24 protein-coding genes are annotated in these 25,604 nt (G+C 67.1%); 17 read left to right on the forward strand and 7 right to left on the reverse strand.

Going from position 1 to position 25,604, the window contains the following annotated elements:
• Positions 1-14: 14 nt before the first annotated feature.
• Both NCO8_RS20415 and NCO8_RS20420 read right to left on the reverse strand, forming a co-directional pair.
• The gene (locus NCO8_RS20415; protein ID WP_210740916.1) at positions 15-704 is read right to left on the reverse strand and encodes a TetR/AcrR family transcriptional regulator; all 690 of its coding nucleotides are present in this window, start codon (positions 702-704) and stop codon (positions 15-17) included.
• A 129-nt stretch (positions 705-833) separates the two neighbouring features.
• Entirely contained in the window at positions 834-1,523 is a 690-nt protein-coding gene (locus NCO8_RS20420; protein WP_067641795.1) for a pyridoxamine 5'-phosphate oxidase family protein, read from the reverse strand.
• A gap of 79 nt (positions 1,524-1,602) precedes the next feature.
• Between NCO8_RS20420 and pdxR the strand changes: the two genes are divergently transcribed.
• The 3 genes from pdxR (at position 1,603) to NCO8_RS20435 (ending at position 4,732) form a co-directional block, all read left to right on the forward strand.
• Positions 1,603-2,985, forward strand: a complete 1,383-nt coding sequence (gene pdxR, locus NCO8_RS20425) for a MocR-like pyridoxine biosynthesis transcription factor PdxR (protein ID WP_067641796.1) — start codon at positions 1,603-1,605, stop codon at positions 2,983-2,985.
• A 71-nt stretch (positions 2,986-3,056) separates the two neighbouring features.
• On the forward strand, positions 3,057-3,302 hold the full coding sequence (locus NCO8_RS20430) for a DUF2630 family protein (RefSeq protein ID WP_067485911.1): 246 nt from the start codon (positions 3,057-3,059) through the stop codon (positions 3,300-3,302).
• A complete protein-coding gene (locus NCO8_RS20435) occupies positions 3,299-4,732 on the forward strand; it encodes a dihydrolipoyl dehydrogenase family protein (protein ID WP_067641797.1) in 1,434 nt (477 codons plus the stop codon). Before NCO8_RS20430 ends, NCO8_RS20435 begins: the two co-directional genes overlap by 4 nt.
• Here the strand turns inward: NCO8_RS20435 and NCO8_RS20440 are convergent, their stop codons facing one another.
• Positions 4,733-5,602, reverse strand: coding sequence for an Fpg/Nei family DNA glycosylase (locus NCO8_RS20440; protein WP_067641798.1), 870 nt, complete (start codon positions 5,600-5,602; stop codon positions 4,733-4,735).
• A 14-nt stretch (positions 5,603-5,616) separates the two neighbouring features.
• Positions 5,617-6,357, reverse strand: coding sequence for a precorrin-6A synthase (deacetylating) (cobF, locus tag NCO8_RS20445; RefSeq protein ID WP_067641799.1), 741 nt, complete (start codon positions 6,355-6,357; stop codon positions 5,617-5,619).
• A 45-nt stretch (positions 6,358-6,402) separates the two neighbouring features.
• On the opposite strand from cobF, the gene NCO8_RS20450 reads away from it, so the two are divergent.
• From NCO8_RS20450 to NCO8_RS20475, 6 genes are all read left to right on the forward strand, one after another.
• Positions 6,403-7,206: a thymidylate synthase gene (locus NCO8_RS20450; RefSeq protein ID WP_067641800.1), complete on the forward strand. Its 804-nt coding sequence runs from the start codon at positions 6,403-6,405 to the stop codon at positions 7,204-7,206.
• Positions 7,203-7,694, forward strand: coding sequence for a dihydrofolate reductase (locus NCO8_RS20455; RefSeq protein ID WP_279537542.1), 492 nt, complete (start codon positions 7,203-7,205; stop codon positions 7,692-7,694). The genes NCO8_RS20450 and NCO8_RS20455 overlap by 4 nt, the downstream gene beginning before the upstream one ends.
• Positions 7,695-7,801: 107 nt before the next feature.
• Positions 7,802-8,128 (forward strand): cupin domain-containing protein, encoded by a 327-nt coding sequence (locus NCO8_RS20460; RefSeq protein WP_067485336.1) that lies wholly within the window; start codon positions 7,802-7,804, stop codon positions 8,126-8,128.
• 34 nt (positions 8,129-8,162) lie between these two features.
• The gene (locus NCO8_RS20465; protein WP_067641801.1) at positions 8,163-9,212 is read left to right on the forward strand and encodes a Dyp-type peroxidase; all 1,050 of its coding nucleotides are present in this window, start codon (positions 8,163-8,165) and stop codon (positions 9,210-9,212) included.
• Positions 9,213-9,226: 14 nt separating this feature from the next.
• The gene (locus tag NCO8_RS20470; RefSeq protein WP_067641802.1) at positions 9,227-10,024 is read left to right on the forward strand and encodes a family 1 encapsulin nanocompartment shell protein; all 798 of its coding nucleotides are present in this window, start codon (positions 9,227-9,229) and stop codon (positions 10,022-10,024) included.
• A gap of 56 nt (positions 10,025-10,080) precedes the next feature.
• Entirely contained in the window at positions 10,081-10,605 is a 525-nt protein-coding gene (locus NCO8_RS20475; RefSeq protein WP_067641803.1) for a PH domain-containing protein, read from the forward strand.
• Between the two features lies 1 nt (position 10,606).
• Here the strand turns inward: NCO8_RS20475 and NCO8_RS20480 are convergent, their stop codons facing one another.
• Positions 10,607-11,605, reverse strand: coding sequence for a GlxA family transcriptional regulator (locus tag NCO8_RS20480; RefSeq protein WP_067641804.1), 999 nt, complete (start codon positions 11,603-11,605; stop codon positions 10,607-10,609).
• A gap of 121 nt (positions 11,606-11,726) precedes the next feature.
• Between NCO8_RS20480 and NCO8_RS20485 the strand changes: the two genes are divergently transcribed.
• On the forward strand, positions 11,727-12,548 hold the full coding sequence (locus tag NCO8_RS20485) for an alpha/beta fold hydrolase (protein WP_067641805.1): 822 nt from the start codon (positions 11,727-11,729) through the stop codon (positions 12,546-12,548).
• A gap of 36 nt (positions 12,549-12,584) precedes the next feature.
• Here NCO8_RS20485 and NCO8_RS20490 read toward each other — a convergent pair whose 3' ends face one another.
• Positions 12,585-13,244: a TetR/AcrR family transcriptional regulator gene (locus NCO8_RS20490; RefSeq protein WP_067641806.1), complete on the reverse strand. Its 660-nt coding sequence runs from the start codon at positions 13,242-13,244 to the stop codon at positions 12,585-12,587.
• 217 nt (positions 13,245-13,461) lie between these two features.
• Between NCO8_RS20490 and NCO8_RS20495 the strand changes: the two genes are divergently transcribed.
• From NCO8_RS20495 to NCO8_RS20510, 4 genes are all read left to right on the forward strand, one after another.
• Positions 13,462-14,991 carry an amino acid permease gene (locus NCO8_RS20495; RefSeq protein ID WP_067641807.1) on the forward strand — a complete coding sequence of 510 codons (1,530 nt, stop codon included), beginning with the start codon at positions 13,462-13,464 and terminating at the stop codon, positions 14,989-14,991.
• Between the two features lie 282 nt (positions 14,992-15,273).
• Positions 15,274-16,008 (forward strand): DUF1989 domain-containing protein, encoded by a 735-nt coding sequence (locus NCO8_RS20500; RefSeq protein ID WP_067642083.1) that lies wholly within the window; start codon positions 15,274-15,276, stop codon positions 16,006-16,008.
• Positions 16,005-16,622, forward strand: coding sequence for an urea amidolyase associated protein UAAP2 (locus NCO8_RS20505; protein WP_067485316.1), 618 nt, complete (start codon positions 16,005-16,007; stop codon positions 16,620-16,622). The genes NCO8_RS20500 and NCO8_RS20505 overlap by 4 nt, the downstream gene beginning before the upstream one ends.
• Positions 16,619-18,763 carry a 5-oxoprolinase/urea amidolyase family protein gene (locus tag NCO8_RS20510; RefSeq protein ID WP_084457336.1) on the forward strand — a complete coding sequence of 715 codons (2,145 nt, stop codon included), beginning with the start codon at positions 16,619-16,621 and terminating at the stop codon, positions 18,761-18,763. Before NCO8_RS20505 ends, NCO8_RS20510 begins: the two co-directional genes overlap by 4 nt.
• A gap of 9 nt (positions 18,764-18,772) precedes the next feature.
• On the opposite strand, the gene NCO8_RS20515 is transcribed toward NCO8_RS20510, so the two are convergent.
• A complete protein-coding gene (locus NCO8_RS20515; RefSeq protein WP_067641808.1) occupies positions 18,773-19,084 on the reverse strand; it encodes a hypothetical protein in 312 nt (103 codons plus the stop codon).
• Positions 19,085-19,154: 70 nt separating this feature from the next.
• On the opposite strand from NCO8_RS20515, the gene NCO8_RS20520 reads away from it, so the two are divergent.
• The 3 genes from NCO8_RS20520 to NCO8_RS20530 are packed head-to-tail and all read left to right on the forward strand — an operon-like array spanning position 19,155 to position 25,602.
• Positions 19,155-19,556: a hypothetical protein gene (locus NCO8_RS20520; RefSeq protein WP_245655440.1), complete on the forward strand. Its 402-nt coding sequence runs from the start codon at positions 19,155-19,157 to the stop codon at positions 19,554-19,556.
• On the forward strand, positions 19,556-20,176 hold the full coding sequence (locus NCO8_RS20525; RefSeq protein ID WP_084457337.1) for a hypothetical protein: 621 nt from the start codon (positions 19,556-19,558) through the stop codon (positions 20,174-20,176). The genes NCO8_RS20520 and NCO8_RS20525 overlap by 1 nt, the downstream gene beginning before the upstream one ends.
• Before the next feature lie 2 nt (positions 20,177-20,178).
• Positions 20,179-25,602 (forward strand): putative T7SS-secreted protein, encoded by a 5,424-nt coding sequence (locus NCO8_RS20530; protein WP_067641809.1) that lies wholly within the window; start codon positions 20,179-20,181, stop codon positions 25,600-25,602.
• Positions 25,603-25,604 lie beyond the last annotated feature (2 nt).

The raw sequence follows: 25,604 nt of genomic DNA on the forward strand, positions 1-25,604 counted from the left end.
TGGGTTGCGGCAACTCAATTCGCTGTCATACCCACGAGTAAAACCCTCAGCCCCCAGACGAATTGGTCGACGGACGTCCACGCCGCGATCTCGTCCACATGCGCGGCGGTACGCGTCCAGCGATCCACGTCCAGGTCCCTCAGCTGCTCCCGCCTCCGCGCGATCCGCTCCGAATCCGTAGGCAGCGGCGGTATTCCGTCGGTCTCCGCGATATCGAGCGCCGTCGAACCGAGGACATAGACGAGCACCGCGTACACCCCGTGCGCCCGCATCTGCGTATGCAGACCGCCGCGTGCGAAGCAGGCGAACAACGCCTCCTCGATATCGCGTGCGGCAGGTCCGTCCGCCGCCGGACCGTCGTGCGGACCCGACATCATCAGCACCGCGACCGCCGGATGCTCCCACAGCCGCGACCGCATACTCAGCGCCAGCTGGATCACCGCCGAGACCCACTCGACACCCCGGTCGTAGAGCGGCCCGAGCCGCACGTTCGAGAGCACGCGTTCGATGGCGGCCCGTTCCAGTCCGCTCCGATCGCAAGCCAGCGCGGCCGGGTCGACGCCGAGTCGCGCGGCCACCGCCTCGACCGTGAGTGCACCCGCCCCACTCTCGTCGAGCACTGCCAAGGCCGCGTCCACCACCCGATCCTCGGTGCACGACAACTGTTCGGGCGGCTCGCCCCCGCTGAGCGGACTCGACGGCATAGGCCGGACTGTACCGAGCGCGCACCCGCCCACTGAGGTGCCACGACGAGCGAATCGCACGACTCCATCGCCGCACTGCGCGACCTGATCGAATCACCGACGTCCGTCCCGGAACGTCCGACCCCTTCCCTACCGAAGCGCGACCGGCATCGCCGAATCCACGCGATCGGCCACTCCGGCGGGCACCTCGATCCCCGGCTCGAGGTCCGCCGACGGCACCGGCGCACCCCATACCTGCCGCAACGGTAGCTCCCCGGCCCACACCCCACCTGCGGCGATGTCGTCCTCGTCGTCCCTCGGCCCGCCGGTCCGGACTTTCACCGACGCCTCGGCGAGGTCGAGGGCCAGCACCATCGTGGCCGCCATCTCCTTGCGGCTGGGCGGACGGACACGGTCCCAGGACCCGGGCGCCGCATGCTCGACGATCACCCGCAGCGCTTCGAGACGTTCGTCCTCGTCGGTGACGAGTTCGGCCCGCCCACGCACCACCGCCGACCGGTAGTTCATCGAGAAGTGCATGGCGGAGCGGGCATAGATCAGGCCGTCGACGTGGGTCACCGCGATGCTGATGTCGGCGCCGATGGCGGCGCGCATATTGCCCGCGCCGGTGGAACCGTGCAGGTAGATCGTGTCGCCCGCGCGGCCGTACACGGTCGGCAGCACCACCGGCGAACCACCGAGCACCACTGCCAGGTGACAGATCAGCCCCGCGTCGAGCACCGCGTCCAGTTCGGCCCGATCGCTGCGGGCCCGTTCCTTGGATCTGGTCACCGTGGTGCGCGGGGTCGGGGACAGCGGCGTTCTGGTGTGCGTGCTCATAAGATGAGCATCGCCGCACGATTGGCCCTCGCACAGGTCCAATTCGATGCGGGAACGACAGTCCAATCAGAGGTGGGCGATGCTCGACGACTTCCCGATCCCGCTCGACCGCTCCGCCACCGAGCCCCTGTCGGTGCAGGTAGCCGGGGCCCTGCGCACCGCCGCGACCACCCGCGTCCTGCGCGTCGGCGACCGGCTCCCGCCCTCGCGCACCCTCGCGCAACGGCTGGGCGTGAGCCGGGCCGTGATCGCCGCCGCCTACGACCAATTGCACGCCGAAGGCTGGCTCACCGGTCGACGCGGCTCCGGCACCTACCTGAGCACCGCTCCCGCGACAGCACCGCCGAGCACCGTCGCGAGGAAGGGCATCGAGGACGAACCGACCCTGCTCGACCTCGCCGCGGGCGCACCGTGCATCGAGGCCCTCGACCGCGCGGCCTGGCGCCGCGCGTGGCGCTCGGCCGGTGACCGCGCACCCGAGGCCCGCAAGGACCGAGCGGGCGAGCCCGGCTATCGCGATGCCGTCGCCGAGCATCTGCTCTGGCATCGTGGACTGGCCGCGGGCGCGGCGTCGGTGGTACTGGCGACCGCGGGCACGAGTACCGCCGTCGGGGAACTCGCCGCGGCCCTGCTCCGTCCCGGCGACACCGTGGCCATCGAAGACCCCGGCTATCTGCGCGCGGTCGGTGCGTTCCAGGCCGCAGGGACGACGGTGCTCCCGGTGCCCGTCGACGCGCACGGGCTGTGTGTCGACCGCATTCCGACGGGTGTCCGTGCCGTGTATTGCACACCGGCACACCAGTTCCCGATGGGCGCGCGGATGCCTGCCGGGCGCCGGGTGGAACTGGTCGAATTCGCCCGCAGCACCGGCACTCTGGTCATCGAGGACGACTACGACGGCGAATTGCGCTACGACACCGCGCCCTTGCCGCTACTGGCGGCGATGGCGCCGGACGTGGTGGTCCACCTCGGCACCACGAGCAAGATCATCGCCCCCACCCTCGGTGTCGGCTGGCTCGTCGCCCGTCCCGACATCACCGAGGCCGTCCTCGCGCACCGCGTCCGCATCGGTAGTTCACCGAGCCCGGCCGGCCAACTGGTGCTGGCCGAATTCGCCCGCAACGGCGACCTCGCCCGGCATCTGCGTCGCCTGCGCCGGGTGGTCCCGCCACGGCGCGCTCTGCTCGTCGGTGAGCTCGCCGACCGGGGCCTGCCGGTCCTCGGTGACGATGCCGGGTCGCATGTGGTCGTCGAACTGCCCGACGCCGCCGCCGAGGCCGCCGCGGTCGATGCCGCCCGAAGCCGCGGAGTCCTGCTCGACGGGCTGGCCCGCCACCACCTCGCCACGCCGCACAGGTTCGGTGTCGCCCTCGGCTACACGGCCCTGACCAGCACCGAATTGGCCCGGGCCGTCCCGATCGCGGCCGACTGTCTCGCCGCCCATGTCACCCGGCGGTCGTAGCATGGACCACGACCCCGCGTGGGTCGCGGTTCGCCCGGCACTACCCCTCCGAGAATCGAAGTGGTGAGCACATGACCGATCAGGACATCCTGGCCAAGATCAAGCAGCTGGTCGACGAAGAACACGAACTGCGGTCCAAGGCGACGGCGGGCGAGATCGACCCGGTCAGCGAGCGCAAGCAGCTCGCCCAGCTGGAAGTGATGCTCGACCAGGCCTGGGATCTGCTGCGCCAGCGCCGCGCCCGCGCAGGCGCCGACGCCTCTCCCGAAGACACGCAGATGCGCTCGCCCCGTGAGGTCGAGGGCTACTTGCAGTGACCGACGAGTACGACGTCATCGTGATCGGTGGCGGCCCGGCGGGCGAGAACGCCGCCGCGTACGCCATCGCGGGCAGTGACCGCACCGCCGCGCTCGTGGAACGGGAACTGTTCGGCGGCGAATGCAGCTACTGGGCGTGCATTCCCAGCAAGACACTGCTGCGCACAGGTGCCGTGCTCGATCTCGCCGCCGGGTTGCCCGGGCTGACGGCGAGCGGCCCCGAGGTGGCCGATGTGCTTGCCCGCCGCGACACCTTCGTCCACCACCGCGACGACACGTCCCAGGTCGACTGGGCGAAATCGGCGCGCATCGATCCGATCCGCGGTGCGGCCAGGCTCGCCGGGGAGCGGCGGGTCGAAGTGCACACCGACGCGGGGGTGCGGGAACTGCGGGCCAGGCACGCCGTCGTGATCGCGACCGGAACAACGGCCGCGATTCCAGACACTCCCGGTCTGCGTGATGCCCTGCCCTGGACCTCGCGCGACGCCACCAATCTGACGGTCGTACCGCGCCGGGTCGCGATCATCGGTGGCGGTGTCGTCGCGTGCGAGGCGGCGACCTGGCTGATCGAGCTGGGCGCGGCCGAGGTGACCATGCTGGTGCGCGGTGACCGGCTGCTGCCACGGGTGGAGCCCTTCGCCGCCGATCTGGTGCTGCGAGGCCTGCGCGACAAGGGCGTCGAGGTTCGCTTGAACACCGAGGCGCTGATGGTGTCGCGCCGCGACCCCGCCGACACCGGGGTCGGCCGCATCCACGGCGGCCCGGTCACGCTGGTGCTCGACAACGGTGAGCTGGAGGCCGACGAGCTGGTCGTCGCGGCCGGTCGCGCACCCGCGACCGACGACCTCGGCCTGGAGTCCGTCGGCCTGTCGGGAGGCTATCTCGACGTCGACGATCACCTGACGGTCCGCGATGTTCCCGGGGAATGGCTGTACGCGGTGGGCGATGTGAACCACCGTGCGGCACTGACACATATGGGCAAATACCAGGCCCGCGTGTGCGGGGATGTCATCGCCGCTCGCGCACAGGGATCGCCGCTGGACAAGAGCCGCTACACCGCGAGTGCCGACCACGAGCAGATTCCCCAAGTCGTCTACACCGCACCGGAACTCGCCGCCGTCGGACTCACCGAGCAGCAGGCCCGCAAGGCCGGGTACGCGGTCGACACCGTCGAAATGGATATCTCGGTAGCCGGTTCCGCATTGTCGCGCGACGATTTCCACGGCCGCGCGAAGATCGTCGTCGATACCACCGAAAACCGCCTTCTGGGCGCCACTTTCGTCGGGCCCGACATGGGTGAGCAATTGCACGCCGCCACCATCGCGGTGGTCGGTCGGGTACCACTGGACACCCTGTGGCACGCGGTACCCGCGTTTCCCGCGGTCAGCGAATTCTGGTTACGGCTGCTGGAAACCTGGCGGGACCGCTGACTACTTGAGCAACCGCGACATCCGCCGGTCGGCGAGCACTTTGCCGCCGGTCTGGCAGGTCGGGCAGTACTGAAAAGAGCGCTCCGCGTAGGACACCTCGCGTACCGTGTCGCCACACACCGGACACGGCTGCCCGGTTCTGGCGTGCACCCGCATGCCGGATCGCTTCTCCCCCTTCAACCGGGCCGCGTCCTGCCCGGTCGAACGGTCGACGGCGTCGAGCAATACCGAACGCATGGCCGTGTACAGCTGCGAAACAGTTTCCGCGGGCATCGTTTTCGTATTCGCGAACGGCGAAATGCGGGCGGTGTGCAGTATCTCGTCGGAATAGGCATTGCCGATACCGGCCAGCAGGGTCTGATCCACCAGCGCGGTCTTGATCCGTTGCGATGTGCCGCGCAGCAGGGCCGCGAATTCGTCCTCGGTCACCGCGAGCGCGTCGGGACCGAGCCGGGCGATGCCCGGAACCGACTGCGGATCCTCCACTATGTACACCGCGAGGCGTTTCTTGGTTCCCGCCTCGGTGAGGTCGATGGCGGGTGTCGCGCCTTCGGGAGTGAAGAAATGCACGCGCAAGGCGAGGGGGCTCTTACCGCCGGGCTTGGGCGGCAACGGATTCGGTTCGTCGACCCACCGCAACCAGCCGCCACGTGACAGGTGGGTGATCAACCACAGCCCACCACAATCCATTCCGAGAAACTTGCCCCACCGGCCCGCACCGGTCACGTCCCGGCCGGACAGCGCGGTCACCGGCGGATCGAAAGTTTTCACCGCACTCAGCGCGGCCACGTCGACGCGACCCACCACCGCACCGACCGCATGATCCCGGAGGAACTGCGCCAACGCCTCTACCTCGGGTAACTCGGGCACAAGCGTCAGTCTAGCTATTCGGAACGCAACAGGTAGACGTCCATGATCCAGCCTTTTTCGGCGCGCGCTCGCGCACGACGCTCGAGAATGGATTTCTCCACCTCGCGCAGATTGCCTTCGATCAATATCTCGTCGGGCATACCGAGATAGGCGCCCCACCAGATGTGGATATCGTCGCCGGGCACCTCGGTGAACGAGCATTCGCCGTCGAGCATCACCACCGTCGAACCCGGACCGAGGCCTTCTTCGCGCAGTTTGCGCCCGGTGGTGATGTGCACGGGTTCACCGATGCGATGCAGCACCACCCGGTGGGCGGCGGCCAGTGCCGCGACGCTGGTGACGCCGGGGATCACCTCGTAATCGAACCGAACCCGCCCACGGTCGAGCACCCGCTCCACCATGCGCAGGGTGCTGTCGTAGAGGGCCGGATCGCCCCAGACGAGGATCGCGCCGTCGCCGTCCACCTGCTCGAAGGCCTCTTCCAGCAGCACCGCGCGCCGATCGTGCCAGTCCTGCACCACGCCGGTGTAGTCGGCGGGCGCGCGGTCGCGTGGCGGGTCGGCGATCTCGAGCACCCGGTGCTGGCCGTCGACGTACTCGCGCAGGATCGCGGTGCGCACGTCGACGAGTTCCTGCTTCTCGGCGCCCTTGCCGATCACGAAGAACGCCTCGGCCCGCCGCATGGCCTTGACTGCCTGCATCGTCACCTGGTCGGGGTCGCCCGCACCGATACCGATCACGTAGAGCTTGCGCATACGCGCAGAGCTTGCCAGGTGCGCACAGCAGTAGAATCGGCAGGCGTGGCCACCCCTGATACGCAGTACGAAGATCTGCTCCGGCGCGTGCTCGAACACGGCACGCCGAAAGCCGATCGGACCGGCACCGGCACCCGAAGCATCTTCGGCCATCAACTGCGCTACGACCTGGCCGAGGCGTTTCCGCTGATCACCACCAAGCGGGTGCACCTGAAGTCCATCGTCTACGAGTTGCTGTGGTTCCTGCGCGGCGATTCCAACGTGTCGTGGCTGCGCGAGCACGGCGTCACCATCTGGGACGAATGGGCGGACGCGGACGGCGAGCTCGGCCCGGTGTACGGCGTGCAGTGGCGTTCCTGGCCGACACCCGACGGCACCCACATCGACCAGATCGCCCAGGTGCTGCACACCCTGCGCACCGACCCGGATTCGCGCCGGATGATCGTGTCGGCGTGGAACGTGGCCGACCTGGACAAGATGGCGCTCGCCCCCTGCCACGCCTTCTTCCAGTTCTATGTCGCCGACGGCAAGCTGTCGTGCCAGCTGTACCAGCGCAGCGCCGACCTGTTCCTCGGTGTGCCGTTCAATATCGCCAGCTACGCGCTGCTCACCCTGATGGTCGCCCAGCAGACCGAGCTGGAGCCGGGCGAGTTCATCTGGACCGGTGGCGACGTGCACATCTACGACAACCACGTCGACCAGGTGCGTGAACAGCTCACCCGCGAGCCCTACCCCTTCCCCACCCTGCACCTGCGCCCGGCCACCAGCCTGTTCGACTACGCCTACGACGACATCGAGCTGTCCGGGTACCAGCACCACCCGGCCATCAAGGCGCCGGTGGCGGTGTGAGCAACCGCATGATCGGCCTGATCTGGGCGCAGGCCAACGACGGTGTGATCGGCGTCGACAACACCATCCCGTGGCGGCTGCCCGAGGACATGGCCAACTTCCGGGAGACGACCACCGGCCACCCGGTGATCATGGGCAGGCGCACCTGGGACTCCCTGCCCGCCGCCTTCCGGCCGCTGGCCGGTCGACGCAATATCGTCGTCACCCGCCAGTCCGACTGGGCCGCCGAGGGCGCCGAACGCGCCGCCTCGCTGCCCGACGCGCTGGCCATGACCGGCACCGCCGACACCTGGATCGCGGGTGGTGGCGAGATCTACCGCCAGGCGCTGCCGCTGGCGACCACGCTGCTGGTCACCGAGGTCGACACCACGGTGGCAGGCGATGCCTTCGCCCCGGTCATCGGCGCGGAATGGCACGCACCGGATACCCCGTGGCGCACCGCCGAAAACGGCCTGCGCTACCGCATTCGGCACTACGTCCGGCAGTGACAACACGTCGCTAACGGTCGCGGCAAAACGCCCGAGCGCGGGTGTGATCTCGGGCATACTCCCAGGCGAAGACCTGCCCGCGAGAAGCCTGCGAAAGGCGCGTTCCCATGGACAAGAAATCGCTGACCGCGGTGGCCCGTCAACAGTTGAAGCTGGCGGCCACCTCGACGAGTGGTCGGAGTTCGCAAACCCTCATCGGCGGCCACACCCACGCCCTGCGCCAGACCGTCGTCGCGCTGGCCGAAGGGCAGAGCCTGGCCGAACACGACAATGCCGGCGACGCGACGATCCAGGTCCTCACCGGCACGCTCGTACTGATCGCGGGCACCGACGAGTGGAAGGGCTCGGCAGGCGATCTGATCGTGGTTCCGCGCGCCCGTCACAGCGTCAAAGCCATCGACGACGTGACCTTCCTGCTCACCGTCGCCAAATAAGTACCTGTCGGTACGGCGTCGTACTCTGGACGCCATGGGTGAGCCACAACCGATTCTCGATCCACTGTCGCCTGCCGCGCTCTTCCTCGTCGTCACCATCGACGAGGGCGGTGAATCGGTGGTGCGCGATGTGCTCGCCGATATCAACGGTTTACGGCGATCGGTCGGATTCCGGGTGCCCGGGGAGGGCCTGAGCTGCATCACCTCGATCGGTTCCGCCGCGTGGGACCGCCTGTTCGCCGGGCCCAAACCGGCTGAGCTGCACGAGTTCCCGGGATACAACGGTCCGGTACACAGCGCGCCCGCCACCCCTGGTGACCTGCTTTTCCACATCCGCGCCGAAACCCAGGGCCCGTGCTTCGAATTGGGCATGGTGATCGCCGAACGGCTGCGTGGTGCGGCAACGGTCGTCGACGAGGTGGTCGGGTTCCGCTACTTCGAACAGCGCGACCTGCTCGGCTTCGTCGACGGCACGGAGAACCCCGAGGGTGGTGCCGCGGCCGCCGCTGCCCTGATCGGTGCCGAGGACCCCGAATTCACCGGGGGCAGTTACGTGATCGTGCAGAAGTACACCCACCCCCTCGACCAGTGGAACGCCCTGTCGATCGAGGAGCAGGAGCGGGTGATCGGGCGCACCAAGCTCGGCGACTACGAACTGCCCGACGATGTGAAGCCCGCCGATTCGCATGTGGCGGTGAACACCATCGTCGACGACGACGGCACCGAACGCCAGATCGTCCGTGCCAACATGCCTTTCGGCTCGGTCGCCGACGGCGAGTTCGGCACCTACTACGTCGCCTACGCCGCCACCCCGAGCGTCACCGAGCGGATGCTCGAGCGCATGTTCCTCGGCACCTCCGAAGCCGCCTACGACCGCATCCTCGACTTCTCCGTCGCGGTCACCGGCACCCTGTTCTTCACCCCGACCGTCGATTTCCTCGACGATCTGCCCGACGCGCCCGCGAACATCGCCGACGAGGCGGAATCCGGACCGTTGCCCGAGATAATTCCGGTGGAACGGGCAAATACCTCCGCAGCGGGTTCCGACGGCGCCCTCGCCATCGGCTCGATGAAAACTCGATGAGAAGGAGTATCCGAATGAACAACCTGCATCGCGAACTCGCGCCGATCACCGACGAGGCCTGGGCCGAGATCGAGGAGGAGGCCACCCGCACGTTCAAGCGCAATATCGCCGGACGCCGGGTCGTCGACGTCTCCGGCCCGCACGGCGTCGGTTACTCGGCGCTCAACCGCGGCAGGCTCACCCCGATCGACTCCCCCGACGACGGTGTGCAGGCACACCAGCGCGTGGTGCAACCGCTCGTGGAACTCCGGGTGCCCTTCACGTTGCAGCGCTCCGAACTCGACGACATCGAACGCGGCGCCCCCGACGCCGACCTCGACAACCTCAAAGACGCCGCCCAGAAGATCGCCTTCGCCGAAGACCGCGCGATCTTCGAGGGTTACGCCGCCGCGGGCATCACCGGCATCCGCGCCGCCGCGTCCTGCACCCCGATCACGCTGCCGAGCAATGTGGTCGACATCCCCGACGCCATCTCGCGTGCCCTCACCGGGCTGCGCCTGGCCGGTGTCCAGGGCCCCTACTCGGTACTGCTCAGCGCCGACCTCTACACCAAGGTCAGCGAAACCTCCGACCACGGCCACCCGATCCGCACCCACATCGAGCGCCTCATCGACGGCGAGATCATCTGGGCACCGGCCATCACCGGTGGTTTCGCCCTCACCACCCGCGGCGGCGACTTCGAACTGGCTATCGGTCAGGACCTGTCGATCGGTTACCTCAGCCACGACGCCGAGACGGTCCAGCTGTACTTCCAGGAAACCTTCACCTTCCTGGTCGAGACCTCCGAAGCGGCGGTATCCCTCGGGTCGTGAGCCCGATCGCGTGACCGGCGCTAGGGTTGGCCACGAATCGTGAGAGGGAGGTCCGCATGGCCGACGTGCGTGCCGGGGTCGTGCCCGCGAGCAGGAGCCTGTTCTACTGCCTGATCGGGCTGCTGGTCACCATCGGGATCGCCGGGCTGATGGTGGCGATGTTCGGCGCCAACCGGGTGGTGACCGGCCTGCTGGTCGGCGCCGTCGGCGGCGTGGCGGCGGGTGTCGCGCTGTTCGTCCGCGATGTCGTCGAGCTCACCGAGCACGGCATCTACGTGCGGACCCCGTTCCGGTCGGCCACGGTGCCGTGGGACCGGGTGGTGGCCGGGCGGTTCACCCTCGACGAACGCGGCCGCTGGGCACTGGCCCTGGACCTCACCGAGAACGGCGACGAACTCGTGCTGCTCTCGATCCCACCGGTCATGGGCCCGGTCTCGGGCGCCTACGACATGCGCAAGCGGGAACAGGTGAACGAGATCCGGGAAATGTTGCGCGCCAAGCGGATTCCGATCACCGTGCTGCCCGAGATCGCCGCCGCCCTCAACGAGCACTGGCAAATCGCGCCGCCGACCTCCCGCTGACTCAGGCGCTGAGCCCCGAGGTGAACCGCCGCCGGTAATCCGACGGCGACACACCGAGCCGTGCGATGAAGGTGCGCCGCAGCGCCTCGGGGCTGGTGAAGCCCGCGTCGGCGGCGGCCCGTCGCACCGAGCTGCCCGCCTCGAGCTGGGCGCGGGCCAGATCGAAGCGCATGTTCGCCGCGTATTCGGCCGGGCTGAGCCCGACCTCCTCGGTGAAGAGCCGGGTGAGGTGGCGTGGGCTCACGTTCACGTGGCGGGCGAGTTCCTGCACGCTGTGCCGTCGTGACGGGTCCTCGGCGATCAGGTCCGTCACCGCGCGCACCGGGCCCGGCGGTAGCGCCACCGCGCGCAACGGTGTCGAGAACTGTGCCTGCCCGCCGGATCGCTGGAGGTAGACCAGCAGACCCTGGGCGACCCGACGGGCCACGGCGCTGCCAAGGTCCTCGGCGACCAGCGCCAGCGCGAGGTCGATGCCCGCGGCGACACCGGCTGACGTCGCGATATCGGCCTCGCGGACGAAGATCCGATCCGCCAGCACCTCCACGCGCGGATACCGGCGGGCCAGCTCGGGGGCGAACTTCCAGTGCGTTGTCGCGCCGCGCCCGTCCAGCAGCCCGAGTTCGGCGAGCACGAAGGCACCGCTGCAGATCGACACCACCCGCCTGCTCCGCGCGGCGAGGACACGTGCCGCGTCGAGTAGTTCCGGCCGGACGAACTGGGCCGGGCGCACCTCGCTGCCCGGCACGACCAGCGTGTCGAGCGCGAGCACATCGGCGGCCGCCGCGTCCACAGCAACTCCCCCGCCGACCGAGGTCTGCACGGGCGCGCCGGTGGGTGAGAGCAGAACGATCTCGTAGGCATCGGCGAACTGATTGGCCTCGACGAACACCTCGGCCGGGCCTACGTAGTCGAGCGCCTTCACCTCGTCGAACAGGAGAAACCCGATACGCCGTGTCCCAGTAGATGTGTTGTGGCGTGGGCGATCCGGGGCTGCAGACATAGCCACAAATCTACTGTTCGTCCGAAATAGCGGGATTCGCGGCCGTTCGGGTAGGCGACAGCCCACCCGCGCTCGACAACTATGAGCAACCTATCCATCCACCTCGTTCGACAGGATCGCCATGCCCTACTTCACGACATCCGACGGCACCGAGATCTACTTCTCCGACTGGGGCACCGGGCAGCCCATCGTCTTCAGCCACGGCTGGCCGCTGAGCTCCGACGCCTGGGCGCTCGAGCGGAAGACCTTCGCCGACGCGGGCTTTCGCGTCATCGCGCATGACCGCCGTGGACACGGCCGCTCCGCGCAGCCGTGGCAGGGCAACGACATGGACACCTACGCGCGTGACCTCGCCGAACTCGTCGAATCGCTCGATCTGCGCGACGTGATCGTCGTCGGGCATTCGACCGGTGGCGGCGAGGCTGTGCGCTACGCGGCGCGCCACGGCCGGGACCGGGTCGCCAAGGTCGTCACCATCGGCGCGGTGCCGCCGATCATGGTGGCCACCGAGGCCTACCCCGACGGTCTGCCCATGTCGGTGTTCGACAACATCCGCGCCGGGGTGCTGGCCGACCGGTCCAACTTCTACCAGGAGCTGGCCCCGTCGTTCTTCGGCTTCAACCGCGAGGGTGCCGCCGTGTCCAAGGGCGCCATGGACGACTTCTGGCGGCAGGGCATGCTCGCGGGCATCCAGGCCGCCTACGAGTGTGTCGCCGCGTTCTCGGCGACCGATTTCACCGAGGACCTGCGGGCCCTCGAGGTACCGATCCTCATCGCGCACGGCGACGACGATCAGATCGTGCCCATCGCGAACTCGGCGCACAAGTCGATCGAGCTGGTCAAGGACGGCACGCTGAAGGTGTACCCCGGTGCGCCGCACGGCATCTTCGGTTCCTACCAGCAGGAGCTGATCAGCGACATCCTCGCGTTCATCAAGGGCTGAGGGGTTTCCGGCGCGGCCTCGCGCCGCGCCGGTCACTCAGTCCGACAGACGGTCGAGCACTGCGTCGGCGGCCGCTCGCACCGTATCCATCGCCCCGTGATGACCGACGATGCGCACGATCGCATCCGGGATGACGCGCTCGGCCTCCTCTCCCGCGGACCCTTCGTCGGACCTGATCGCGATCACCGTCTCGACCAACCGGAACGGCAGAATCCGCGCATCGTCGGATTGCCCTGCCGCAGTACATGATTCGGCGGCGAGACGCTCGTAGTGTTCACGCAGTTCGTCGCGGCGGCGACGGAAGGCGACGAAACGTTCGGTGCGCAGTTCCGGCAGCAGGTACAGGGCGCCGAGATTCCAGCGCGCGCCGCGCAGTTGGCGCACGTCGAACAGGGCGAGCGCGTAGAGCTTGGTCGTGGCGTCCTCGGGCTCGGCGTGTAGCTTGTGCGCCAATTCCACCGGGCCCGCGACGGTTTCGGCGAGCAGCGCGTCGAGGATGTCGTCCTTGGCCGCGAAGTGGTGATACAGCGAGGCCTGCCGGATGCCGACCGCGTCGGCGACCGCGCGGGTGGAGGTGTTGGCATACCCCTTGGTGGTGAACAGCTCCGCCGCGGCGTCGAGGATTTCCGCGCGCGGCGTCGTCCCGCGCCGACGGCGCTGTTCCAGCCGGGGACGCCCGGGTCCGAGGTTTGCCACGGCGTCGATTGTGTCACCGGTGCGTCACCACTCCCGCAATGGGCACCTCACCAGGTGCGATGCGGAACCGTTCAATTTCTGTCATTCGACAGAAACGTAGGCAACACAGAAGTTACGGCACGCCTCGGAGTCGATACACGCACGACACCGTTCGAGCGATCGCGAGCGCAAAACTATCGACTGATAGATATTGGCCGCACCGCCGAAGGACTCCGATATGGCCACGACGCTCGCCACCCCAGCCCCGCCCGACGCCGCGCGCGACGGCGCCGACCTCGCCCAGTTCGGCTACGAACCCGTCCTGCACCGCAAGCTCGGGCGCTACGCGTCCTTCGCGGCGGGCTTCTCGTTCGTCTCCATCCTCACCACCATCTTCCAGTTCTTCGGTTTCGGCTATTCGTTCGGCGGTGCCGCGTTCTTCTGGACGTGGCCGCTGGTTTTCGCCGGGCAGTTCCTCGTCGCCCTGAACTTCGCCGAGCTCGCCGCGCGGTATCCGATCTCGGGCTGCATCTATCAGTGGTCGCGCCGGTTGGCCGGTGGCCTCGTCGGCTGGTTCGCCGGCTGGATGATGGTGATCGCCCAGGTGGTCACCGCGGCGGCCGCCGCCATCGCCCTGCAGGTGGTGCTGCCCACGATCTGGAGCGGCTTCCAGATCATCGGCTCCGACACCGCGCTCACTTCACGCGACGGCGCGATGAACGCGGTGCTGCTGGGCAGCGTGCTGCTGGTGGTCACCACCACGATCAATGTGATCGGGATCGATCTGATGGCGCGGATCAACTCGATCGGGGTCACCATCGAGATCGTCGGTGTGCTCGCCATCATCGGGCTGTTCTTCTCGGGTTCCGAACGCGGTCCGGCCGTGGTGTTGCAGACCGATCAGGCCGCGCCCGGTCCGTTCTGGGCGGCGTTCCTGATCTCGGGCCTGATGGCGGCGTACGTGATGGTCGGATTCGATTCCGCCGGTGAGCTTTCCGAGGAGACGAAGAATCCGCGCCGGGTCGCCCCGCGCACGATTCTGCTCGCGCTGTCGGTGTCGGCGCTCGGCGGTGGGCTCATGCTGCTTGGCGCGCTGATGGCGGCACCGAGCCTCACCGACGGCGAATTGGCCTCCGGCGGATTGGCTTACGTCATCATGGCCAAGCTCGACAGTCCCGCCGGGTCGGTGCTGCTCGGCTGTGTGGCGGTGGCGGTGGTCGTGTGCACGCTCGCGATTCAGACGGCCGGTTCGCGGTTGATGTTCTCGATGGCACGTGACGGCAAGCTGCCCTTCGCCAAGGCCCTTTCCACCGTGCATCCGAGGTTCGGTACGCCCGTGTGGCCCGCCGTGGTGATCGGCGCGCTCGGCATCGGGCTGCTGGTGCTGAACCTGGGCAACCCGGCCATCTTCGCCACGCTGGCCAGTGTGTGCATCGTGAGCCTGTACCTGGCGTATCTGCTGGTCACGGTGCCGCTGCTGGTGCGGCGGATCAAGGGTCTGCCCGCGCCCGAGGACACGACGTTGTTCACCCTCGGCCGCTGGGGCGTTCCGGTCAACGCGCTGGCGGTGGTGTGGGGCATCGCGATGGTGATCAACCTGGCCTGGCCGCGACCCGAGGTGTACACGCCCGCCGGTGGTAGCTGGTGGCAGTTGTGGGCGGGACCGCTGTCGGTCGGCGTGATTCTCGCCGTCGGCGCGGTGGTGTACCGGGTCGTGGTCACCAAATCCGAGGCGGTCGAACCGGCGGTCGCACCAGCTCCCGCCTGAGCGCGTGGATCAAGATCACCGCGCTCTGGTGGCGGCATCGCCCGAGAAGCCGACGCCACCAGAGCGTGGTGATCAACCGACCAGCACCTCAGCACTGCCTGGTTGCCGCCGCAACCCGGTCGCTGCGGTGCAGAGGCCGACGAATCACCCAGTCCATCAACCGTTTTGCCGAGAACTCTCGGCCTGCATGTACGGAGGATCCTGATGACGGTTACCCCATCCGCAGACGCCGCGCGGGGCCAGGACACCGCGCCCACTCCCGCCCTTACCGAGGAAATCGCGATAGCGACCGGATCCACCGATGGCGCGCGAGCCCACGCGCGGGCCCAGGCTGCGGCTGCCACGATTGCCCGCCCGGAGATACCGCCGGGCGTCGAACCGACTCTGGCGCTGCGTATTCCGTCCGGCGGCTATGCGAATGTCGTCCTCGGCCGCGGGACCAGGGTTCGCTTGTCCGACCCCTCCGGGGCAACGTGTGCGCATCTGTTCCTGCTGCGCGCCGAATCACCTTGGGAGCGCTTGAATGTCGCCGACACCGTGAAGGTCCCGTGGCAGGCGTATCTGAGCGCCGGTCATCCACTGTTGTCGGATCAGGGGCGCGTGCTGGCCACCGTGCTCACCGATACCTCCGGGCACCACGACACCCTGTGCGGTCCGACCGGCGAAGCCCGCCACCAGCTGCACCTGGCCGCGGCCAAGCAGGGGCTCGAGCCGCGCGATGTCGGGCCGTCGATCGCCTTGTTCCGTGGGGTGCGCGTAGGGGCCGACGGTGCCCTCGCGGCGACCGGCAACGGTCCGGCGGGCGGGGCGATCGACCTGTTCGTGCATCTTCCGGTGACCCTGCTGGTCGCCAATGCGGCCCACCCGCTCGACGATCGCCCTACCGGCGACCTCGATCTGATCGCCTGGGCCGCAGAGACTTTCGACTCACCGAACGACGACCCCGAGTACCGACGGGCCGTGGAGAACACCGAGGCCGCGTGGGCGGCCGCACAGCACACGGAGGTTCCGGCATGACAACGTCCACCCGCACCGTCGTCCTGGACGAGACTGTTCCGGCGCGGGCGCCGTGGTCGGCGATCGTCCGGGCCGGCGAGCAACTCGAGATCATCGACCTGCACGGCAACCAGGCTGTCGACTGCCTGCTGTACTCGGCTGCCGACCACACCGACCGCTACAGCGCCCAGGCAACCATCGCCGCCCAGCGCAATATCTTCCTCACCACCGGCAGTGTGCTGCGCACCGAACGCGGCACCGCGCTGATGACCGTGGTCGCCGACGAGGTCGGTAACCACGACACCATCGCGGGCGCCTGTTCCCAGGAATCCAACACCCTCCGCTACGGCCACCACACCCGCCACCAGCACGCCTGCGTGGAGAACTTCCTCACGGCCGCTCTCGAATGGGGCCTCGGCAAGCGGGATCTGGTGTCCAACATCAACTGGTTCATGAATGTGCCAGTGGAGGCGGACGGCACGCTCGGCATCGTCGACGGACTGTCGGCGCCGGGTAAGAAGGTGACCTTGCGCGCGGAGATCGACACCCTCGTCCTGGTCTCCAACTGCCCCCAGATCAACAATCCGTGCAACGGATTCGATCCCACTCCCGTCCGAATGGTGGTGACCCGATGAGCCGCACCCTCACAGATTCCAGTGTCACCGCGGCCCCGACCGAAGCCATCTTTCCGACCACGGGTGCCGATGCCGTCCAGGTCTCGAAGTCGGCGCCCGCGTCGGACACCGACACCGCAGACCGGGAGCCGTCCGTCCAGCGACGGATCCAGGTCGTCCGGCCAGGAATGCAGACCACCGTGCAGGACTGGCCCGGGCGAATCGGCTACTGGCACATCGGGGTTCCGCCCTCTGGGCCGATGGACGACCTCTCGTTCCGGCTCGGTAACCGAGTGCTCGGCAACGCCGAGGGGGCGGCAGGGCTGGAATGCACACTCGGCGGGCCCGCGTTGCGGTTCGGTGCGGCGACGTGGGTGTGTGTCACCGGAGCGGTCGCCGAGGTGCGGGTCGACGGTCGTCCGGTCGAGCAATGGCGCACGGTCGAGGTGCCTGCCGGTGGGGTGCTCGATATCGGGGCGATCCGTGGGCCCGGGATGCGGACCTACGTGCTGGTGTCCGGTGGTATCCAGGTCGAGCAGTTCCTCGGCAGTGCCGCGACGTTCACCCTCGGCAAGTTCGGTGGCGGCACCGGTGCTGCCCTGCGCGCCGACGACACGCTCGAGCTGGGCGAGCCGAGAACCCGCCTGGCCGCCGCCGTCCCCATGACCGACATCCCCGCCTTCGGCAAGCGCTGGGAACTGGCCGTCACCGAAGGACCGCACGGCGCACCGGAGTTCTTCACCCGCAAGGACTTCGACACCATTCTCGGCACCGACTACGAGGTGCACTTCAACTCCGACCGCACCGGTGTACGCCTGATCGGCCCGAAACCGGAGTGGGCGCGCACCGACGGCGGCGAAGCGGGACTGCACCCGTCGAACATCCACGACAACGCCTACTCGATCGGTGCGCTCGACTTCACCGGTGACACCCCCATCCTCCTCGGCCCCGACGGACCGAGTCTCGGCGGTTTCGTCTGCCCGGTGACCGTGGTTGCCGCCGACCGATGGAAACTCGGCCAGCTCACACCGGGCGACACCGTTCGTTTCGTGGCGATCCGCTCCGAGCATGCCGCTCCCGCAGGAGCTTTGGGTACGCAGCGGCGCGCATCCATAGGCACGGTCGTCTCGGCGGGACGCGACGGCGACGACGGCATCCTGCTCCGCACCGAAGCCGACGACGAAACCAGCGTGACCTACCGCCGCCAAGGCGACGACGGCGTCCTCGTCGAATACGGCACCCTCACCCTCGATCTCGGCCTACGGGCCCGCGTACACGCCCTGCACCAGCACCTCATCGCCCTCGGCGCCCGCGGCGTCCTCGAACTCACCCCCGGCATCCGCTCGCTGCAGATCCGCGTCGACCCAGCCCTGCTTCCCATCCCGACGCTCCTCGACCTGATCACCGAAGCCGAAGCGCAACTGCCGAATTCGGATCAACTCGTCGTCCCTAGCCGCACCGTCCACCTCCCACTCTCCTGGGACGACCCGGCCACCCGCGAAGCGATCACCCGCTACATGCACGGCGTCCGCGCCGACGCCCCCTGGTGCCCGTGGAACATCGAGTTCATCCGCCGCATGAACGGACTCACCTCCGTCGACGACGTGTACCGCACCGTCTTCGACGCCGAATACCTGGTGCTCGGCCTGGGCGACGTCTACCTCGGCGCCCCCGTCGCCACCCCCACCGACCCCCGCCACCGCCTGGTCACCACCAAATACAACCCCGCCCGCACCTGGACCCCCGAAAACGCCGTCGGCATCGGCGGCGCCTACCTGTGCATCTACGGCATGGAGGGCCCCGGCGGCTACCAGTTCGTCGGCCGGACCACCCAGGTCTGGAACCACCGGGCAAGACCGTCCGGCACGGCCGGACCCGGCGTCGACCGGTTCGCGGAGGAAGCCGAAACACCATGGCTGCTCCGGTATTTCGACCGCATTCGCTGGCACCCCGTGGAAGCGGACGAGTTGCTCGACCTGCGCGCCGACTTCGCTGCGGGGAAGGTGGCGATCACCGCGCAGGACGGAGAATTCCGCCTCGCCGACTACCGGCGCTTTCTGGCCGACAACGCCGACTCGATCGCGACATTCCGGTCCACCCAGGCCGAGGCGTTCGACGCCGAACGCCAATCCTGGCGCACCACAGGCGAACTCGCAGACTGAGGTTCCGGTTCAGAGCCCGTACTTGCGGACGAAATCCTCGGTGACGTCGACGACAGGAAACCCGTGGTCGGTCGCCTTGGTGTCGGTGGCGGTTTCCTCGATCAGCCGATCGGGCTCAGCAGGCAGATGGCGCCACCGTGCTCGCGGATCGGATTCTTCGGCAGGTTTGCTGGTCATCGTCCCTCCCAGGTCCTCACATCCAGGATAGGCCAGCAGGCTCTGTTGTGCGGTCGCTGACGGGTTGGTTGCGTCGCGGAGGATGCGGAGGGCGGTGACCAGGCCGTCGAGTTGGGTGGGGGTGACGCCGGTGACTGACGGCACGGTGGAGGTGGCGCCGTTCGTTCGCTACCGTGGGTGCCTGATTTGTCCGAGGGGAGATCGGGGAGCGGACATGACGATGGTCGAGGTCGATTCAGCGCGCCTGCGTTCGGAGATCGCCGCGTTCTATGCCGGGTTCGGCGTGCCGAACGCACTGACGGCGGCGTTCGACGCGTCGACGCTGCTGGTGCCCCTGGTCGGCCCTGAAGACCGGGTCTTCACGATGGAGTCCGGCGGGGTTGCGTGGTTGTGCGCATTCACGGGTCTGCCGGAGTACGCGCGGTTCATGAGTGCCCGCGGTGTGGTCGCGGATCAGGAGTACCGGTTCCACACCTTCCTCGGTCGACGTTTGCGTGAGTTCGCCGAGGGGCAGCAGGAGCCGACCGGTGTGGCAGTCGACATGTCGGGTGCGGCGCCGATGGTATTCCCGCCGGTCGTGACGGAGGAACCATCGGCTGCTGGTGAGCGCCGCTGATGTCGGACCTGAATGTCGATCCGGCCCTGCTCACCCAGGCCGCGAACGGGATCAACACCATCGTCAGCGAGCTCAAAGAGTTCGGTATCGAGGAGACCGCTGCGACCGGGCGCGGGTTCGCGGAGCTGACGATGTCGGCGATGGAGGCAGGTAAGGCGAATGTGCAAGCCTCCTTCGAAACGTTCGCCGAACGCTGGTCGTGGGGTGTACGGGCGTTGGTGCAGTCGGGTAACGCGATCGCCGAAATTCTCGACTTGTCCGCAGGTCGTTACCACCTGATCGACGACCAGGTCTCTACTTCGTTCAAGCAGATGTTCACCCACCTCGCGGGGAATCCGCATCTGAGCAAAGCGGAGATCGAGGCGATGGACTGGGGCGAGGTGTTGTCGAACAACACCTGGAATCTCGCCACCCAAGCCGACTACAGCGCGGATTCTTTCGGCACAGCGTTCTCGCATATGGGTGACAACGTCTCGACGTTGGGGCAGGTGGGCGAGTACCTGGTGTCCGGTGACACGCCTGATCAGAGCGGTTTGGGCAGCATGTTCCTGCCGGATACCGGTGTCGCGGCCAAGGTCGCAGAAATTCAGCAAGCAAAGCAATCCGCCGGGGGGCAGTAGCTATGGGTATCGGCGATTTCATCAATGATCTCGGTGACTCCATCGAAGAGGGTCTCGAGTCCGCGACCGAAAAGGTCGGTCAGGCCTACAACTCTGCGTTGGACACGTGGTCGGGCGCGGCGAAAGCTGTTGGTGCGGACGGGTTGTCGGAGTGGCTCGACGACGCGGGCGACAAGATCGTCGACGCCACCGGTGGCGCGGTGCCGGAGAAGGAGCTCGGCGAAACCACCGATCCGAAAGAGCTGATCCGCGGTGAGCCGGCCAAGATCCGAGAGGTTGCCGAACAACTCGGTCAGATCGGTACGGCGATAGACCAAACCGGTGACGCTCTCCGAAAGATCGATGTCTCCGACTGGACCGGTGACGCATCCACGGCATTCCACGAGGAATTCGCCAAGCAGCCGAAGCTGTGGTGGGACGGCGCAGATGCGATGGGCAAGGCCAAGGGCGCCCTGGATGCCTGGGTGCACGAGGTCGAGGCCGCGCAAACCAAGGCCGCCGAGGCGATCGCGAAATGGCAAGCCGCCGACAACGAGGAACGCGATCGGAAAAACGAGTGGAACGCCAAGTCCGACGACGACCGCGAGGGTAAAAGCCTGACCGATACGTGGACCGCGATGCGCGACGAGGCACGTTCCATTCTCAACGGTGCTCGTACACAACGGGATAATGCGGCGAACACGGCCGTCACGGCAATTACCGCCGCCACGGAGACCGCGCCGGAAGAGCCGCCTTTCCTGTCTCGTTGGGGAAGCAATTTCGAAGACCTCGGCGCGATGATGGAGCACGCTCAGGCAAATATCACGACCGGACTGCTGACCTCGCTGACCGGCCTGGTGCAATTCGTGCGGTCGATCAATCCGTTGGATCTGTACAACGCGACGCACCCCGCCGAGTACATGTCGAAGATGTCGGACATGAGCACGGGGATGATCCTCGCGGCCGCAGACCCGAAAGCGACTGCCTCGGCAATGCTCGCCGGGTTCAAGGCAAATCCGACCGAGGCGTTGGGAGCCCTCACCGGTGATGCCCTGACGACCCTCGCGACGGGTGGCGCAGGCGGCGCCGCGAAGCTGACTGCCAGCACCGTGAACCGGGTCACCGATGTGGCGGATGCGGGCAACACCGCCCGCAGCGTCCTCGACAACGCCGCCGGTGCAGGCGGACGAAACGCGCCCGAGGCGCCGTCCGCGCCTGCCCAGTCGGTCGCCGATCCCCCGGACAATCCCTCCGCACCGGCAACGAACCCCGCGGCCACTGTCGGCGATCCACCGGCAGCCAACCCGCCCGCCACGCCCGAAGCTCCCGCCGCGAACCCGGCGAGCACGTCTCCTGACGCGCCACCGACCAACCCAGCCGCGCAAGCGGGCGACCCGGCCCCCACCAACCCCGACGGGCAATCGGGCGAGCCTGCTGTGGTGAACCCCGCTGACAACCCGTCGACCCTCACCGGCGATTCCACACCCGACAACAATGGTCCCGAGAGCGGGAAGCCGGAATCCCCGGCCTCGGCGTCACCGGACAACGATTCCTCCGAAAACGGGGCACCGAACACAAACACCACCGACGAATCCCTTTCGGGAAAACCAACTCCCGATTCCGAGGGTTCGGCGCCGGACCCCGAATCCGCGCCCGCCGCGTCACCGGACGGCGATTCCACCCCCACCAACGGCGACGCGACCGACCAGGACGGTGACAGGGCACCGGAGGCCAACCGCCCCGGTCACCCCGACGGCGACTCCTCCGGAGACACAGACCCGGGTAGTCACAGCGACACAACAGACCAGCAGAACAACAACACCGATCCGAGAGTTCGTTCAGACCAGGACAATGGCGGTGCCGGTGAGCCCAGCGCGGGTAACACCGCGCAAGAGGACGGACCGGCCAGCAACAGTACCGACGAACAAACGCCCAAGGTCGGAGACCCGGTCAACCCCGCGACCGGCGAATTCCTCCTTCCACTTACCGACCTCGATCTGCCCGGCGTCCTTCGGTTGGTGTTGAAACGCGCCCACCATTCCAACTACCGCTTCGGCCGCTGGTTCGGCCCTTCTTGGTCGGCCACCTTGGACATGCGGGTGGTCGTCGAAGAGGATTGCGTCACGGTCGTATTCGAAGACGGCATGTTGCTGCCCTATCCACATGCCGAGGTCGGTGTCGGTGTCGAACCGATCACCGGTGGTCAACGCTGGAAACTCACTCGCACCGAAGCCGGTGGCTATCGGTTGTGGGATCCGGATCGGGAACTGGTGTGGCATTTCGCTCCCGAGCCCGTGCTCGGCGGCATCGACACGCTCCTCGGCAATTTCGCGATCTCCGCGATCACCGACCGTCACCACAACCGAGTCAGATTCCACTACAACAGTAATGGAGACCCGACCGAGGTCACCTCCTCCGGTGGCTACCGAGTACTTCTGGATACAGCCAACGGTCGCATCAACTCGATCACCGTGGCGGGCGAAGTCGACGGGATCGAAACGTTCACCCGTGTACGCGAATTCGGCTATGACAACGGTGAACTGACTGCGGAAACCAACGGAGTCGGCGGAACCATCCGCTACACCTACGACGAACACCACCGCATGCTGTCGTGGACGGACTCCAACGGCAGCTGGGTCGTCAACATCTACGACGACGCAGGCCGCGTCATCACCCAGCGCGGCGCCGACGGTGTGTTCAACGCGGATTACGAATACCTCGAACTCGGTGACGGCACGGGTCGTCTCACCCGGCTCACCGACTCACGTGGAGGCGTCACAGGCTACGGATTCGACAACGACCTACGCCTGCGAGACTTCCGCGCTGCCGACGGCGGGCGCCGTCATATCGACTACAACACCGCCCGTAAACCACTGAAGGTCACCGAACCCGACGGTGCGATCACCCGCTACGAGTACACGGCCGACGGCGACGTAGCCAGAATCGTCCGCCCGGACGGCACCGACATCACCGTCGAATACGCCTACGCCAACCGTCCCACCGCCATAACCCAGCCCGACGGCACAACCGTGCATCGAGAGTGGGACAAGGCGGGCAATCTCGTCGCCGTCACCGATGCCGCAGGCGCACGCACCGAATACGCCCACCATCCCTGTGGTGCGGTCAGCGAAGTCCGCGATCCGGACGGCGCTGTCACCCGGATAGAAGTCGACGCCGCAGGCTTGCCGATCACCGTCACCGACCCGTACGGCGCGACCACGGAAATCCGCCGCGACACCTTCGGCCGACCCGTCCGGGTCACCGACCCGTTGGGGCAGACCACCCACTACGAATGGACCGCCTCGGGTCGCCCCGCCCGGCGGATCGACCCCGACGGCTTCGCCGAAACCTGGACCTACGACGGCGAGAACAATCTCCTCACCCACACCGACCGCAACGGCGGCATCACTCGCTACACCTACGGCGGCTTCGACAAAGTCTCCACCCGCACCGACCCCGACGGCTCGACCACTCGTTACCTCTACAACACCGAACGCCAACTCATCGCCGTCATCAACCCGCTCGGCCAACGCTGGACCTACGAATACGACCTCGCGGGCAGGCTCATCGCCGAAACCGACTACACCGGCGCCACCACCACATACACCCACACCATCACCGGCCGCGTCGCGACGGTCACGCCCGCCACCGGCGTCACCCGCCACCACCGCTACGACATCCTCGGCAATCTGACGTCTATCACCGCCGACACCGGCGAATTCCTCTCCTACACCCACGACCCCGCGGGTCGCGTCCTCACCGCCGTCAACGGCACTGACGAAACCGTCACCCACACACTGCGATTCACTTACACCCCCACCGGTCAGGTCGCCACCCAACAACTCGACGACCAACCACCGCTGGTCAACGACTACGACCACCGCGGCCGCCGCATCCGCCGCACCACTCCCACCGGCTCCGTCACCACCTGGCGCCACAACACCCTCGGTCAGGTCACCGCCCTCCACGCGGACGACACCGAGATCTCGTTCAACCACGACCCCGCAGGTCGCCTCACCGGCTGGCGCGTCGGTGAAGTCCAAATCGACCGAACCTTCACACCCACCGGCAACATCGCCACCCAACAAGTCACCGGCTTCCCCGCCGAAGAATTCACCCTCGACCTCGGCGACTTCGGCCCTTCGACCGCAAACCGCCCCGCCCCCTTCACCATCCGCCGCGACGACTACACCTACCGCCCCGACGGCTACCTCACCCACCACACCACCACCCGCCCCGACACACCTCCCACCCACGCCACCTACACCCTCGACCCCATCGGCCGGGTCAACACCATCACCCGCAACAACACCCTCACCGAAGCCTACGAATACGACCCCCTCTCCAACATCACCGCCAGCCTCCCCACCCCTTCCCCCACCCCCGCCGAACCAGCCGCCCCCCAGCGAATGGAAGGCCGCGAATACCACAACAACCTCCTCGTCCGAGACGGCCGCAACCACTACTACTACGACCCCGCCGGCCGCCTCATCCGCAAAGTAACCACCCGAATCTCCCGCAAACCGGCCGTCTGGCACTACCGCTACAACGCCTTCGACCAACTCACCGATGTCTACACACCGGAGCGAGAGTGGTGGCAATACGAGTACGACGCTTTAGCCCGCCGCATATCGAAAAGCAACTTTGCAGATAATGGCGCCTCGACACTTGCTCACGTCACCTTTACGAATGATGACGATTTAGTAATTGAACAGATAGCAGGCAAGGACTCCATAACACGTTGGCAGTATATTCCAGAAGAATATACATTATTGACTCAAACTAAATCACAACCCACAACAAGCGCGACCTCATCAGGGATTTCAATAACCCTCTCGGACCCCACAGGATCGCCCGACCAATTGATCGAGGCGTCCTCCGCGAATTCTACAGCCGTGGCGTATCGCAGCCTGTGGGGAGTTACCAGTTGGGCCGGTGAAGATGTCCCGCCCCACGGCTTTCCTGGGCAGTTTTTCGATAACGAATCAGGACTCAAATACAACCGGTTCCGAATGTACGATTCGCATGTCGGACGGTTCACCACGCTCGATCCGCTCGGCCTTGCACCTGCAGCAAATCCGAGCACCTACCCCCACAACCCGACGATGTGGCAGGATCCACTAGGCCTCAATCCAGACTACCGCCAGCCGACGTACGGCAACGGTGGCCACATTGATAATATATCCGCAAGCGAGGCCCAAAGAATTCAGAATGCCGCAAACTTGAGAGGCGTCGAGATTAGCGTAGTAGGCAGCAGGGCAGCTGGTACGTCACACGGGTACTCGGATTGGGACTACGTGATATCCGACATCAATTCGAGGACCCGCAGCAGAATCCAAGGTTCATTACCACAGGGCCCACACGAGCTTGGCGCCGGGCGTCGAATAGACATATTCACCGGTCGCCTCGTCGACGGCGAGCCCTACATCACCTTCTACCCGAATTGAGG

Origin of the sequence: Nocardia coubleae NBRC 108252, assembly GCF_001612805.1 — a bacterium.
GTDB classification, from domain to species: domain Bacteria; phylum Actinomycetota; class Actinomycetes; order Mycobacteriales; family Mycobacteriaceae; genus Nocardia; species Nocardia coubleae.

Coding starts and splice junctions, on each gene's coding strand:
- NCO8_RS20520 (WP_245655440.1), top strand. CDS start 19,155: ATGACGATGGTCGAGGTCGATTCAGCGCGCCTGCGTTCGGAGATCGCC.
- NCO8_RS20480 (WP_067641804.1), bottom strand. CDS start 11,605: ATGTCTGCAGCCCCGGATCGCCCACGCCACAACACATCTACTGGGACA.
- NCO8_RS20460 (WP_067485336.1), top strand. CDS start 7,802: ATGGACAAGAAATCGCTGACCGCGGTGGCCCGTCAACAGTTGAAGCTG.
- NCO8_RS20430 (WP_067485911.1), top strand. CDS start 3,057: ATGACCGATCAGGACATCCTGGCCAAGATCAAGCAGCTGGTCGACGAA.
- NCO8_RS20495 (WP_067641807.1), top strand. CDS start 13,462: ATGGCCACGACGCTCGCCACCCCAGCCCCGCCCGACGCCGCGCGCGAC.
- NCO8_RS20475 (WP_067641803.1), top strand. CDS start 10,081: ATGGCCGACGTGCGTGCCGGGGTCGTGCCCGCGAGCAGGAGCCTGTTC.
- cobF (WP_067641799.1), bottom strand. CDS start 6,357: ATGCGCAAGCTCTACGTGATCGGTATCGGTGCGGGCGACCCCGACCAG.
- NCO8_RS20510 (WP_084457336.1), top strand. CDS start 16,619: ATGAGCCGCACCCTCACAGATTCCAGTGTCACCGCGGCCCCGACCGAA.
- NCO8_RS20485 (WP_067641805.1), top strand. CDS start 11,727: ATGCCCTACTTCACGACATCCGACGGCACCGAGATCTACTTCTCCGAC.
- NCO8_RS20420 (WP_067641795.1), bottom strand. CDS start 1,523: ATGAGCACGCACACCAGAACGCCGCTGTCCCCGACCCCGCGCACCACG.
- NCO8_RS20505 (WP_067485316.1), top strand. CDS start 16,005: ATGACAACGTCCACCCGCACCGTCGTCCTGGACGAGACTGTTCCGGCG.
- NCO8_RS20415 (WP_210740916.1), bottom strand. CDS start 704: ATGCCGTCGAGTCCGCTCAGCGGGGGCGAGCCGCCCGAACAGTTGTCG.
- NCO8_RS20470 (WP_067641802.1), top strand. CDS start 9,227: ATGAACAACCTGCATCGCGAACTCGCGCCGATCACCGACGAGGCCTGG.
- NCO8_RS20530 (WP_067641809.1), top strand. CDS start 20,179: ATGGGTATCGGCGATTTCATCAATGATCTCGGTGACTCCATCGAAGAG.
- NCO8_RS20525 (WP_084457337.1), top strand. CDS start 19,556: ATGTCGGACCTGAATGTCGATCCGGCCCTGCTCACCCAGGCCGCGAAC.
- pdxR (WP_067641796.1), top strand. CDS start 1,603: ATGCTCGACGACTTCCCGATCCCGCTCGACCGCTCCGCCACCGAGCCC.
- NCO8_RS20465 (WP_067641801.1), top strand. CDS start 8,163: ATGGGTGAGCCACAACCGATTCTCGATCCACTGTCGCCTGCCGCGCTC.